We start from the raw sequence: 13,323 nt of genomic DNA on the forward strand, positions 1-13,323 counted from the left end.
GCATCCCATGGGCCGCAGGCAAGTGGGGCCTACTTGGAAATCCACTGCGGAAAAGAAAAGGGAGGCGGCTGTGGCGCTAGATATCGTCTTCGGCTGGCGGTTTTGAAACTGTGCCGCTGCGCGACAGAGGGTGATGTTCCAGCACCAATTCGCTGAGGCGGGCATCCAGCACATGGGTGTAGATTTCCGTGGTGGCAATATCGGCATGGCCCAGCAGCGCCTGAATGGCCCGCAGGTCGGCGCCATTGGCCAAAAGATGGGTGGCAAAGGCGTGGCGCAGAGTATGCGGCGTGACTTTTTGCGGATCAACGCCGCCAGTCTTGGCCAGATCCTTGATCAGCAGGTAAAACCAGTGCCGGGTCAGATGGCCTTCCTTGCCCCGTGAGGGGAACAGGAATTTGCTGTTGGCCTGACCCTTTTTGCGGCGCAGTTCTTCTTCCTGATCCCAAATCGTGAGCCAGGCCCGCAGCGCGTCACGGGCAGGCGGCGAAAGCGGCACCATGCGTTCCTTACCGCCTTTGCCACGCACCAAGAGCATATTGGGGTCGCCACGTGCAGCAGTGACCGGCAGCGAAACCAGTTCGCTGACCCGCATACCAGTGGCATAGAGCAGCTCCATTAGGCAGGTATTGCGCAGCCTGTCTTCGGTCTTGCGCCCGGTCTGGCGGGCGGCATCCAACAGGCGATCAACCTCGATGACCTCAAGCGTTTTGGGTAGTTTTTTGTCACGCCCCGGCCCCTTGATCTGGATCGCCGGGTTGTCGGCGCGCCAGCCTTCGTCAAACGCAAAATGATAGAGCTGCTTTATTGCGGACAGGCGGCGCGCACGGGTGGCGCGCGACAGGCCTTCTGCATCACAACTGATGAGATAGGCCTCGACCTCAGACCGTGTAGCATTGGAGAAACCCAGATCACGATAGGCAAGCCAGGCCGCCAGGTCTTTCAGGTCGCGGCCATAGGCCAATAGGGTGTTGCGCGCAGCCCCGGCTTCGGCGGCCTGCGCCTCGAGAAAGGTGGAGATCCACTGCAGATCGTTGCCAGGAGCAGTCATCTATCCGCGCTCCAAAAGCATCAGTTGCATGGCGGCACGGCGTGCGGTGTCTTCCAACCCGATGGCGCGCAAGGCGGCAAGGGAGCCACTGAGGTCCCCGAGGTTCCCCTGTGCGCCCTGCTCAAACAGCGCCATGCTGCGCAGGATGGCTTCGCCCAGCTGACCATTATCCAAAAGCGTGCGAATTTGCTGCGGCACTGGGGTTACGTCGTTAAACCCGCGAGCGATCGACTGTGCCAGCGGTTCATGCGCCAGCGCGCTGAAAGCTGCAGCAGGAGAGAGCGAAACTAAGGTTCCCCGTGAATTAGCCTGTTCCGCATTCGACTGTTCTGTATCCTTTTGATCTGTCCCGGGTTGGTCCACTGACGTCGTGGCCTGAGCCGAAAGGTTGCCAAGCCTGCCCTGCGCGAGTGCGCTCAGGAAGTCATTTCGGGCGGAAGAACTGGGCGGACTGTGAGAGGCAATTTCATAAGAAGGTGCGAGCAAGCGAATACGCCAGGCCAAATCGGCAACGTCGCCCGAAAGTTTGAACCGGGCTAAGGTTATGGCAAACAGATCAGCAAATCCCACTTCCAGTCCGGCAGACTGCATCGCGGCCCACACCGCAGGCAGCGTGTTGGCCACTTCGTCGCTGCTGGCAGAATTGAGGGCGGCTTCAAACTTTTGAAGTGCGGCGACCCGGTCCCAGATCCCCCCCGACGCAGCAGGGCTGCGTTCCGTATAAAGCCCCAATAGCTGGTTCGGGTTCAAAGCTCCCGCTCGTGTCAGTCGTTCTGCCGCTTCAAGCTGCGCTTTCCAACCGGCCACATCCCGCAGATCAGCCGCAGCAAAGGCCCGCGCGAGCGGCGCTGTCGGCAGAGGTTCTCCGATTGTTTCATAAAGGCGAAAAGTCAGCGGATCCGGCTTTGTTGGGATAGGCAGCGGGGGCGCCAGCTCAAAGATGTCTGGGTTGAGAAAGCGGTCGAGCAGCTGCAGCTGATCATTTGGTAAAATCTCCAGCGCATGGGCTGTTTCCAGCATCAGGGCCGCCGTTGGCCAGTCACCGCTTCTGGCGGCACAAAAGACCCGGGCACTATAGTTTGGCGCCAGGTAGGGGGCTGCAATCATTGCCGCACAGGCGCGATCTTCATCGCCGCTCAGCAAGGTGGTGAAAAACCAGCGCCGAAAAATTGCAGGTGTTTTGGCGGGTCCCACCTGTTCCACCAGCGCCTGGGCGGGATCAGTTGCCCCAAGAATGATCAGGCGATCCAGCCGCGCTAAGAGTACTGGGTCGCCTGTTTCGAGCAAGGGGCGACTTTCGGATAAAAGCAGCGTGAACAGGAGCGATTGCATCGCCGGGCTGTCCTGCACCGACACGGTACGGATCAGCTTGGCAATGGTTTTGGGATCACTACCGCGCCACAGATCAACCGGCAGACCGGTTGCAGCCGGAGCCACCAATCCGATCGGCGGCAGAAGGGCTTGCAAAGGGGTCACGGTGATTTGCGGCTGAGCTGCGCTGCCAGCGACTGGTGGTTCCAGCAGTACCGTATTGGGCAGGGGCGGGGAATTGTCCGGCTGACCCAGCCAGTCAATCACCGTAAGGGGCGCCTGAGCAACCGCAGCTGAAGCGCACAGGGCGCTGAAAACAAAAGATAGAAAAGCCGATTTAGTTGGCATCCAACAACACCGGCTTGCGGATTTCTTGCACCGGAACGCTAAAATCAGCGCCAAACCAGGGCCCAAGATAGGCATAGGCCACCAGCCCCGCGACGGCGAGAACCCCGAAAATGAGAAGATATTTGATCAATCGCGCCATTGCACACCCGCTGCCTGCTTCTTTGTGTTTTGCTCAAGTTATATATGGCCTTTTTTGCAATATCACGTCATTCACTGAAGAATGAGCGAAAAAGAGCAAATTACTGAGGCCCGCGCCCCTGAACTGCAGCCAGGACGGCTGAAAAAGACCATTGTCATGGTGGGGATGATGGGCGCAGGTAAAACTGCAGTGGGCCGTGCGCTGGCTGCCCGCCTGAAGGTTCCGTTTCTGGATAGCGATCACGAAATCGAAACCGCTGCCAATATGACAATCCCGGAAATCTTTGCCCGTGATGGCGAGCCGTTTTTCCGCCTGAAAGAACGCCAGGTCATCGCGCGCCTGCTGACCGAAGAATGCGGCGTGCTGTCAACAGGGGGCGGTGCCTTTCTGGCAGAAGAAAACCGCGAGACAATCACCCGCAACGGGGCGTCGGTCTGGCTGCAAGCTGATCTGGATGTACTGTGGAATCGGGTGCGCCATCGCGATACCCGTCCCTTGCTGCAGACGGCGGATCCGCATGCCACACTGGCCGATCTGTATCGCGCGCGGGTGCCGCTTTATGCCAAGGCGGATTTGACGGTGGTGTCGGATGGTCAGGCCTCGATTGAGGAAATGGTGGACCGGGTGCTGGATGCGCTACGGACCCGCCCGGATGTTTTGGAGTTTTGACAAAGATGGAACGCAAGGTGCATGTGGCCCTGGAAGGGCGTGCCTATGATGTGGTGATTGGGCCGGGTCTGTTGCAAGAGGTCGGCGCGCGCATCGCGCCTTTTCTGAAACGTCCGCGAGTTGCCGTGCTGACCGATGAAACAGTAGCCGATCTGCATCTGGACACATTGCGCGCCGGTCTGGCGGCTTCGGGGATCGAAATGCAGGCCCTGGCGCTGCCGCCGGGAGAGGCAACCAAGAGCTGGCCGCAGTTCAGCCGCGCGGTGGAATGGCTGTTGGAGGCCAAGGTCGAACGAAATGATGTGGTGATCGCCTTTGGCGGCGGAGTGATTGGCGATCTTGCCGGGTTTGCCGCCTCGGTGCTGCGTCGCGGTGTTCGCTTCATCCAGATCCCGACGTCGCTGCTGGCGCAGGTGGACAGCTCTGTTGGCGGCAAGACCGGCATCAATGCCCCGCAGGGCAAGAACCTGATCGGTGCCTTTCATCAGCCCAGCCTTGTGCTGGCAGATACCGAGGTTCTGGGAACCCTGACAGCGCGGGATTTTCTGGCCGGGTACGGTGAGGTGGTGAAATACGGCATGCTGGGTGACGCTGATTTCTTTGCCTGGCTCGAAGACAACGGCGCGGCATTGGCCGCAGGCGATATGGCGGTACGGGTCGAAGCTGTGGCGCGCTCTGTACAGATGAAGGCCGATATCGTGGTGCGCGACGAGACCGAGCAGGGCGATCGCGCGCTGTTGAACCTTGGACATACTTTTTGTCACGCGCTGGAGGCCGCAACCGGCTATTCTGATCGCCTGTTCCATGGCGAAGGCGTGGCAATCGGTTGCGCGCTGGCCTTTGAACTGTCGGCTCGTCTGGGACTGTGCAGCCAGGAAGACCCCAGCCGGGTGCGTGCGCATCTGAAAGCCATGGGGATGAAAACGGATCTTAGCGATATCGGCGGGACATTGCCCGATGCCGAAGCCCTTTTGGCACTGATGGGGCAGGACAAGAAGGTCGTCGATGGCCAGTTGCGTTTCATTCTTGCACGTGGCATCGGTGAGGCCTTTGTGACTGCAGATGTCCCCAAGGAAGCAGTTTTGGCCGTGTTGCAGGATGGCTTGGCCGACTGCCAAATTGCTTAGCGCTTTTCTGCGCAGTCAAATAGAAGAAAAGCCCGAAAGCCCTGTGTGCCGTCGGGCTTTTTTCACCTTCAGAGGTTTGCCCCGCCACGGTGGGCACTAGCCAGCCGCCCGATAGGACTGGTTAGACAGGACGAGCTAGGCGGAACGGGCTAGATGCGCCAGCCAAGCAGGCGTCGTTCGATCAGGCCAATCGCCCCCGAGGTCAGAATCCCAAGCAAGGACAGCATGACAACCCCGGCAAACAGCCGCTCCAGATCATACAAAGACCCGGCTTCCAGAATATAGGCGCCAATACCATATTGCGCCCCGAGCATTTCGGCGGCGACCAAAAGGATGATCGCAATGGCCAAAGAGATCCGCAACCCGGATAAAATGCCGGGCATGGCCCCAGGGAGCACGATCTTGCGCACAATGGAAAACCACGACAGGCCAAAGCTTTGCCCCATCCGGATGAGCGAGCGGTCCACGTTATCCACGGCACCATAGGTGGCGACAACAGTCGGGGTAAAGGTGCCAAAGGCGATCAGGGCATATTTTGACCCCTCGCCAATGCCAAACCAAATGACAAAGAGCGGCAGTAAGGCGATCTTTGGAATGGGGAAGATGGCCGCCACCAAAGGAACCATCCCAGAGCGGATATAGGAAAACAGCCCGATCTGAACACCGACAATGATCCCGAGGCTGACGCCGATGAGGGCCCCAACAACAAATCGTGTCAAAGACGGGACGAGATGTTTGAACAACTGTCCCGAACGCCACAACTCACCAAATGTAGCCAGAACATCTGAGGGCTGGGGCAGCGACAAAGGTGAGATCCAACCCGTGCGCGTGCCCCATTCGGTCACCAAAATCAGGACCACAAACACTGCCATACCAATCCAGCGATGGCTGGTCGGGGCAAAACCGCCGCCGCGAAAGCGCACTTCCAGAGGCTCTTTCAGTGGCGACGTGGGGAGAGAAGGGGTATCAGACATCAAGCAATTCCTCGTCGGCGGCGCGGGCTTCTTCGCGCATCAACTCCCACAGATGTTTTTGGATCGCTTCGAGATCTGCGTCGCCATAGCTGCGTTCAGACAGAGGCTTTTCGATATCCACGATCTGGCGGATCTGGCCCGGACGCCGCGACAGGACCACAATCTTGTGCCCCAGCCGGACGGCTTCGGCTAGATTATGGGTGACATATACGGCTGTGAAAGGCTGCCGGGTCCAGAGCGCGACCAGATCATCCATCAGCAATTCGCGGGTTTGGCTGTCCAGCGCCGACAGCGGCTCGTCCATCAGCATAACGGCAGGGCGCACTGCCAGCGCGCGCGCAATGGCAACCCGTTGCTTCATCCCGCCCGACAACTGCTTTGGCAGTGCCTCGGCAAAATCAGAGAGTTTGGTGCGGCTCAGGACATCCTCGATGATGGCGTCTGCGGCAGCACCTTTGACACCGTGATCTTCAAGAACCAGCGAGATATTCCCACGCACTGTTCGCCAGGGCAAAAGCGCAAAATCCTGAAACACATAGGTTAGCGGATTGAGACAGCCCCGTGGCCGGGTGCCCAATTGCAGAACACGCCCGGCAGAGGGGCGCTCCAGCCCGCCCAGAAAGCGCAAAAGCGTGGATTTCCCGCAGCCAGATGGCCCAACCAGACAGACAATCTGACCAGATGGCACATCCAGAGAGATATCGCGCAAAATTTCGGAGCGGCCATATGAATGGCTGATGCGGTCCAGACGAATGTCCATGCGTGTCTCGTGTGTTGTGGTCGGCGGCGGATCGCGTCAGACGGTCCACCGCCAGATGTGAGGACCTAGGCGGGAATGGTGTCGACGTAGGACGCATCCACCAGATGGTCGAGCGCGATGTCTGCATCAACCAGACCTTCGGACTGGAACCAGCCCAACTGATCCTGAATCGAGGCCAGGTTGAGGGCAGCTCCGGTGTTCAGGCGCATGGTGCCATTGATGATAGACTTCGCCGCCTTTTCACGGGGGCGATCCGCATAGACATATTTGTGGATGAGATCGACCATCGCGTCTTGGTCGGCGGTCTTGTCGATCATTGCGGCGGCATAGTCATCTACGCCTCTAGAAAACCCGTTCAGGAAGCTCTCGGTCATGCCACGCTCGTTTGCGGCATTGCCGGAGGAGGTGAATACAGTCGTGACCTGATAGTCGGGGATATAGTCAGAGACATTGGCGATCATGTGCCAAGCTCCGGCTGCAGCCAGTGGTTTGGCGATATGCGGCACGATTGACCAGGCATCAACTTGGCCTGATTTCATTGCACCAATGATGGCGCCGACCTTTTGCAGCGGTGTGAACTGGAGGTCGATGCCTTCGGCGGCGGCCAGTTTGGCCCCCATGTAGTGAAAGGATGATCCGGCCTGGGTGACGGCGAATCTTTTCCCGTCCAGATCCTTGGCTGTTTTGATACCCGCCTGATAGGACGCGTCCGAGATCAGATACTTCTGACCGTCGATCCCCTTTTCTTCGGAGAGAGCACCACCGATCACCTTGATCGCGCCTTTCTGGGCGAGGCTGATCAGACCGCCAGAGACGGCAGTGACGGCGTAGTCGATATCGCCCGAAGCTATGGCAATCGCCATTGGTTGGGCGGCCTGGAAGAATTCGAATTCCACGTCCAGCCCGGCATCGGCAAAATACCCTCGTTCCTGAGCAATGAAACTGCCGGAATGGGATGTAAAGCGCAGCGCACCGACCTTGATCTTTTTGTTCATAGCCAGGGCCGGGGCAGCCAGCCCGGATGCGGCCGCAGCGCCCATAAGTGTCAGTGTCTGTCGTCTGTTGAAATGAACCATGTTTTCCTCCCACGGATCTTTGGTTTAAGCTAAATCTGCCCTAATACTCTCCTCAAGCACCTGCAGGGCATCGGTTTCGTCTCGCTCTACAATCGCAGTCCTGAGTGCTGCTTGCCGTGTCGCGCGTGCGGCGAAATCAATCCGCCCTTCGCGCAGGGATGCCAGCCGAAAACGGCGGGACTGGTTGTGAAACCGCGCCGCCGTGTCGATCAGGCGGGGGGAGCCACAGGCGCTGATCAAGGTGGCCGAGAAGGACCTACAGGCCTCGTCCCATTCCAGTGCTGTCACATCATCCGGCTCGGCCTGCACCTTTGCGTCAAACCTTGCCAGCCGATGCTCTTCTGCGATCACTGCGGCCTCCCAATCGACGTTGCCGCGCGCGATGGCACGGGCCAGGGCAATTCTTTCGATCTCGACCCGCATCAGAAAAATATCATGCAGGTCATCCTGGGTTGCCGAGGTCACACGAAACCCACGCTGAGTGATTGCCTCGACCATGCCTTCGGCGACCAAGGTGCGCAGGGTTTCACGCATCGAATGGTTTGATCCCCCATAGCGTTGGCGCAGGGCTTCGATCTTGAGCTTTTCATCAGGACGCAGAACCCCAAAGGAGATGTCGCGTCTCAGAGCGGATGCAAGCATCTCGACCACTGTGTCATCTTCGGTCGTTTTGCGAGAGAATAACATCTTGTACCATATTTTCGAAAATGTTGGACATTTGTTGTGGATATTGCACAGTCCGTCAACCTGATTTTCTACCGGTAACTTCCACGGGTCATTTCTTCCGGGCAAGGTGAAACGGCCAAGGGGAAAGTCTAAGAGAGCAGGGCGGCGGCGGACACGTGGCGCTCTTGGCAGGGCCAATTCACCGCGGTTAAATTCAACGCGGTCAAACGGTGCGCGCGACGTTCATCATCGACCCAGGAGCCATGTTGCGTGCAACGATTTATTATCCGATGACCACAGGCCGCTCAGTTGATGAGTTTTACCGGCCTATTCAGGTGCTTCAGACCTCGGATACACAAAGTCGCGCCCTTAGAAAGCTGGAAGCCTGGGAAAGCTGGAAGCCTGGTGAGGATTTGATTGTTCGATGCCGCAAACTTCCAAGGCGGGCGAGGCGCGTTTGTCTGAGGGGGGTACCAAGGATTGGTTTTTTCGACAAAGCCATTATACGCCGACGCTTGTCCGGCTCTAGGCCTCGAACGGACGCACCGAACATCCACCGGACGTGTCAGGCTGAATGGCCAATAAATCCAGCAAGCCGCAATTTCCGCGTACAAGATCGTCCAGTGTGACCAAGTCCAACTCGTGATAGAAGCTGCATGGACCACCCTACAACGCGTCTTGAGAAAAAGTCGATTACGACAGCCAGATATGACCAGCCTTCATGAGACCTGATGTATGTAGTGTCTGTCACCCAAACGAGGTCGGGATCATCAACACCGAATTGCCGGTCCAGCATATTATCTGCAACGATGGCTGGTTTGCCGCCATAGCGGCCTGGACGACGTTTATAACCGATCTGTGCGGCGATGCCTGCAAGACTGGCCAGACGTGTCAAACGGTTCTCTGAACAGATTTCGCCTGCATCGCGTAGATCATCGGTCAGCTTCCGATAGCCATAGACCTTTCCGCTCTCTTTCCATGCTTAGTGGATCAGCTCCGTCTGACGCGCATCTTCAAGCGCACGCGGGCTTAGCGGTTCTTTAAGCCATGCATAGAAACCGCTGAAATGCACAGCCAGCACCCGACACATCGACCGTACCGAAAACTCCGCACGGTGAGCCTCTATGACCGCGTACTTCACTGAGAACCGCGCGCGAAGTACGCGGTCGCCTTCCTAAGAAACAGCCTTATCAATCTCGGCAGCCTGTTCCGCAACCTCTGACCTGACACGTGGCGACTTCGCAAACTGCGCCTTCCACGTGTACAGCGACTTGGTGCTGATCCCTAGTCGATCAGCCATTTCACTGTCTGCATACCCACGCTCAACAACCTGCGCCACTGCGTCCTGTTTGAACTCGTCTGTAAACCGTATTCCCTTGTTCATATCCTCCTCTCCTTGGTTCCAAAAATACCAAGCAAAGCGTCTACAAATCTAGGGGCACCTCAGTTTTGATGTTTCTTAGTCAAAGTCTTCTTGATTGTTTAAATGGCGAAAGGTCAGGCCCGGCATCGCCAAAAGGTTCTCTTCCCTGGAGATATCGTAGAGTTTCAGGTTTTCTGCATAAATGGCGTGGCCAATATAGACATCTTCCAATCCTATAGTTCTCATCGCAAAGAACTCTTTCATAGCCAAATACATGTAGGAACAAGCTTCCAGCCCCTTGCGACCCAGCACATATCCATATCCACCAGCCGCATATTCCCGGGGAAGAGGAAATTGATAACCTCGTTGTTCTATGACCGGGTCTTCGCATTTCGAGAGATGCCAGCCGTGCCATTGGTTCTTGTGATGAGATGTACCGACCCGTTTTCCGGCATAGTGGACGTTCTGCGCTTCAAGATCGTCCATCAAGACCGAGAGTTCCGGTCCATCAGCCAAGAAGAGGTCGTCATCCAGCTTCAACACAAATGCCGGGTTGGCTACAAGATCGAGCAGTGTCAGAGCGTAAAAGACCTTCCGGTGGAGGCTTTCATAGTTGTCAGGGACTGGCACGATCAGTGTCTGATCGTCGTAGTTCAAGGACAGTACCGTATCGTTCTCGTGGCGAACCTGATCTTCCCCAATCAGCAGGATATGGTGATGCTTCTTATCCCATTCTGAAAAGGAGGCGATGGACTGCTTAGCATAGCGAATGCGTGATTCACAACTTGTGTGAAGAATGACAATCTTGTCTTTGCAGTCGGTGCGTAGCCGGGCAACCGCCTCAGGGAATTCTATTTCCAGCACATCGCCAAGAAACCGCTTCAGGTGGACGTTTTTAGGAAAGAGTGAGTACATGTCGCGCAGCTTGGCAAAATCTTTGCAAAGATCCGCAGCGCTTTTGGAATCCTGAAGGTCAGAAATCTCTTCCAATTGGCGTTCTGGGCCGCTGACGCAAAACTCGAGATTGTAGTACAGGGGGCGTGTTGGCCGAATTTCTTTGGGGACACGAGAGATATTTCCCGCCAGAGTTTTGCCAACCTCTTTGATGAGAGGCTGACTTTTCTGTTCGAGCCGCTTGAGCGCATCATGTAAATTCCGGTCTTTCGACCGGTCTTTGAAGGATTGAAGCGTGTCCACAACAGTGGAATCGCGAAACAGAGTCTCTGCTCTCAAACCAAAAACAATATCTTGTTTTGATAGTGCTAGATCTTTCCAGAAGGCGCCCAAACCTTCGGTTTGAAGCTTTCGATATTGATCGCGCCAGGTTGCACCGGTCGTGACTGGCAATTCCGTGTTTACGGCATATGCGGCACCGCCAACTGAGATCTTGTGCTTGTATTGATCCAGAGTTCGATGCGGATAATGTAGAATGATCAGGTCTTCTTCGATGTCGAGCCGTTCCCCAGCTACGCCCGCGACGCTATGGTTTCCCTGTTCGACAATGACGTAGTCGCTGGCACGATGAATGCATTTTGTTGGAAGTGGTTGACCAAAGCTATTCAGGCTGGTGCATTCGAATATTTCAGTTGTTTGTTGATGTGCCGTTGCATTCCCTGAATTTCCTCGGCCAGACGTCAAGATCGCGTTGTACCTATGCAGATTCAGAACGCCGACTTCTTGAGGGATCTTGGAGAGAAACGTTTTGATCGTGCCGCTTCCGGCTTTCCAAAATTCATCCGCATCGTTGTTGATTACCCAATCAGCCGCATGGCTTTGGCTTGCTCGCCGTGCCATGTCTGTAACCCATTTGTGCTGATTGTAGTCATCTTCCACCTGATAGAAGTATTCGATATCCAGCTCTCTGGACAAACTCTTGATGATTTCTGCGGTTCGGTCCGTTGATAAATTGTCGGTAATAAGAAAGGTGTCGATCCCCTGCGCATGATGGAACCAGAGGTTGTCTTCCATGATCTCCTCTTCATCCCTGACCAAGAGCGTCATTGCGATCTTTGGATATTCCATACTATCATTTCTTTCTAAAGGGATTTCCGCTCAGTATCGAGGTTTTGGGCTCATCTCCGCAATGCGGCGCACACTTCATTGCGAAATCCGCTCAAAGCAAACGACCGCGCCTTGAGATCCGTTAGGCTGATACACGAAACCATTCTGATCAAGCCTTCGAAAAATCTTTTGTATCGAACTGGCTGGGTACTTGTCAGGGTGAAGTTCCAAAATGATCTGGCGCAAAACTTCCGGCAGTTTGGTGGTGAAAAAATTAGTTTCGGCGCCCTCTGCATCTACCATTAGCACCGTAGGCTGTTTTTCTTCTAGTAAATCGGCCAGAGAAATCGCGGGCACAGTGACCTCGCGATGGGCCTCCTCCATGCCATCAGCGGTTACCGACGCCGCCCAGAACGACCGGGGAAGAAAGAACTGCGCTGTCTGGTCCTTGACTTCAGGTACCACAACCGCATGAATGACCTCTGCTGCCTCAAAACCGTTATCCGCCAGGTTCTTTTTGATAACCGGTATCATGTCTGGGTTGGCCTCGACGGTCGTGACACGCTCAGGGCTGACCTTACGGGCGCTCAGCGCCGCAATGAACCCCATGCCGCCCCCGATTTCCAAGAACCTGTCTTCAGTGCGTAAATGTCGGTTCAGAGCCCGCATTTCTTCGATCTCATACCAGCCATTATCGATCATGTTTTGAATTGGCTCGGTCAACAGAGCGTCGGGAAGCGTAAGCTTCAAGCCAGATAGAGAGAATGCGGTCAAAATTTACTACCTTGTTGTCTTATGCCTGCGCTCCAACCAGGATCAGCTGATCTGCAGGGATAACAATGAATACTTTAGAACGAAGGCCTTCAATTGAAGCTGCGACGCAATCCCGCACCAGTAAGCAAACAAATTAACACTTGCCACTGGAAGCGCGGATAGCCACTCTAGTGCATTCGTTCGCGGCACTTGATCCGATGACTAAGATGCCGATGCCCACATCATGGCTTGCGATAGGTTTGGGTCGCAATTTTTTTTGAGTGTGATCGTCACATCTCCTTTGTCCTGTTCCGTATGATTATGTTGTGAAACAGACAGAATTTCTTGTTGTGAGAACAGGGGGGTGAGATCAACTTTCAGACCTTTTTGCGACAAGACAATCTTATCATCTTGTTTGTTCAGGTTCCATTGATGAAGCCCACCATAGTTTCCTCCATCCGCTTCGTTCGGATGAAAGCTCAGTATCAAGCGCCCGCCGTGCCGACACATCGCGATCAGATTGTAGAGCCCTAGCAACGGATCAATAGAATGGTCGAGCGCATTGCGACACCAGACAACATCAAAGCGGTTTTCCCCCAATTGGCCCAAAGCCGTTTCAAAATATCCTTTCTGAGGTCGTGGAATGTCGATGATACCGTTGCTTTCCAAAATCTCATTGTAGGCGTCAGCCAGCGGATCAACGAGGGTCAGGTTGATAGCTCGATTGGGGCTGCTGTATCCCAATAGGCTCAGAGGGCCGGAGCCTATGTCCAGTATTTCGGCAGCGGTGGACGGGTCCAGTTTCATGTCTTCCAGCTGGCTATCTACCGCTTCGATGAGAGGTGTCTCTCGATCTGTTCGGTGTAGAAAGTCTTCGGGCCATCTCCCCCCCTTTGTTGCCACCCAATTGCGCCAAAAATTGACTTCACTATCGGCGCGGCTGTCCCATGCATCCGTGCCCATCTTGGGAAGTACGTTGTTTGTCATTGGTACTGTTTCTTTCCTGAAAGTTTGGGTGAGATCCGAAAAGCTCAAGCTTCATGAAAATCGTGAGTTTCATGCCACATCTACACTGACATTAACAA

At 55.5% G+C, this 13,323-nt stretch carries 12 protein-coding genes and 1 pseudogene; 2 read left to right on the top strand and 11 right to left on the bottom strand.

All coding sequences use genetic code 11. The annotated features are described in order from the left end of the window. Window positions 1-76: 76 nt before the first annotated feature. The 3 genes from PH5382_RS06545 to PH5382_RS19970 are packed head-to-tail and all read right to left on the bottom strand — an operon-like array spanning window position 77 to window position 2,849. Entirely contained in the window at window positions 77-1,051 is a 975-nt protein-coding gene (locus tag PH5382_RS06545) for a tyrosine recombinase (RefSeq protein ID WP_058333549.1), read from the bottom strand. Continuing rightward, complete coding sequence (locus PH5382_RS06550) at window positions 1,052-2,710, bottom strand: hypothetical protein (RefSeq protein WP_058333550.1); 1,659 nt, start codon at window positions 2,708-2,710, stop codon at window positions 1,052-1,054. Next, on the bottom strand, window positions 2,700-2,849 hold the full coding sequence (locus PH5382_RS19970) for a hypothetical protein (protein WP_197410006.1): 150 nt from the start codon (window positions 2,847-2,849) through the stop codon (window positions 2,700-2,702). Before PH5382_RS19970 ends, PH5382_RS06550 begins: the two co-directional genes overlap by 11 nt. Window positions 2,850-2,930: 81 nt before the next feature. On the opposite strand from PH5382_RS19970, the gene PH5382_RS06555 reads away from it, so the two are divergent. Both PH5382_RS06555 and aroB read left to right on the top strand, forming a co-directional pair. After that, entirely contained in the window at window positions 2,931-3,518 is a 588-nt protein-coding gene (locus PH5382_RS06555; RefSeq protein WP_058333551.1) for a shikimate kinase, read from the top strand. 5 nt (window positions 3,519-3,523) lie between these two features. Beyond that, a complete protein-coding gene (gene aroB, locus PH5382_RS06560; protein WP_058333552.1) occupies window positions 3,524-4,645 on the top strand; it encodes a 3-dehydroquinate synthase in 1,122 nt (373 codons plus the stop codon). A gap of 149 nt (window positions 4,646-4,794) precedes the next feature. Here the strand turns inward: aroB and PH5382_RS06565 are convergent, their stop codons facing one another. The 8 genes and pseudogenes from PH5382_RS06565 to PH5382_RS06600 all read right to left on the bottom strand — a co-directional run bounded on the left by PH5382_RS06565 (window position 4,795) and on the right by PH5382_RS06600 (window position 13,225). Then, window positions 4,795-5,619 (bottom strand): ABC transporter permease, encoded by an 825-nt coding sequence (locus PH5382_RS06565; RefSeq protein ID WP_058333553.1) that lies wholly within the window; start codon window positions 5,617-5,619, stop codon window positions 4,795-4,797. Next, window positions 5,612-6,379, bottom strand: coding sequence for an ABC transporter ATP-binding protein (locus PH5382_RS06570; protein WP_058333554.1), 768 nt, complete (start codon window positions 6,377-6,379; stop codon window positions 5,612-5,614). Before PH5382_RS06570 ends, PH5382_RS06565 begins: the two co-directional genes overlap by 8 nt. Window positions 6,380-6,444: 65 nt before the next feature. Further along, window positions 6,445-7,455 carry an ABC transporter substrate-binding protein gene (locus PH5382_RS06575; RefSeq protein ID WP_058333555.1) on the bottom strand — a complete coding sequence of 337 codons (1,011 nt, stop codon included), beginning with the start codon at window positions 7,453-7,455 and terminating at the stop codon, window positions 6,445-6,447. Window positions 7,456-7,479: 24 nt separating this feature from the next. Beyond that, window positions 7,480-8,142: a GntR family transcriptional regulator gene (locus PH5382_RS06580; RefSeq protein ID WP_058333556.1), complete on the bottom strand. Its 663-nt coding sequence runs from the start codon at window positions 8,140-8,142 to the stop codon at window positions 7,480-7,482. A gap of 631 nt (window positions 8,143-8,773) precedes the next feature. Continuing rightward, window positions 8,774-9,505 (bottom strand): annotated as a pseudogene (locus PH5382_RS20110) (IS3 family transposase); the annotation flags it as partial. Between the two features lie 75 nt (window positions 9,506-9,580). After that, window positions 9,581-11,506 carry a glycosyltransferase family 2 protein gene (locus PH5382_RS06590; RefSeq protein ID WP_058333557.1) on the bottom strand — a complete coding sequence of 642 codons (1,926 nt, stop codon included), beginning with the start codon at window positions 11,504-11,506 and terminating at the stop codon, window positions 9,581-9,583. 75 nt (window positions 11,507-11,581) lie between these two features. Beyond that, on the bottom strand, window positions 11,582-12,187 hold the full coding sequence (locus PH5382_RS06595; RefSeq protein WP_058333558.1) for an FkbM family methyltransferase: 606 nt from the start codon (window positions 12,185-12,187) through the stop codon (window positions 11,582-11,584). A gap of 273 nt (window positions 12,188-12,460) precedes the next feature. Then, window positions 12,461-13,225: a class I SAM-dependent methyltransferase gene (locus PH5382_RS06600; RefSeq protein ID WP_058333559.1), complete on the bottom strand. Its 765-nt coding sequence runs from the start codon at window positions 13,223-13,225 to the stop codon at window positions 12,461-12,463. Window positions 13,226-13,323: the final 98 nt, after the last annotated feature.

It is taken from the genome of Phaeobacter sp. CECT 5382 (assembly GCF_001457775.1).
Taxonomy (GTDB): Bacteria; Pseudomonadota; Alphaproteobacteria; order Rhodobacterales; family Rhodobacteraceae; genus Pseudophaeobacter.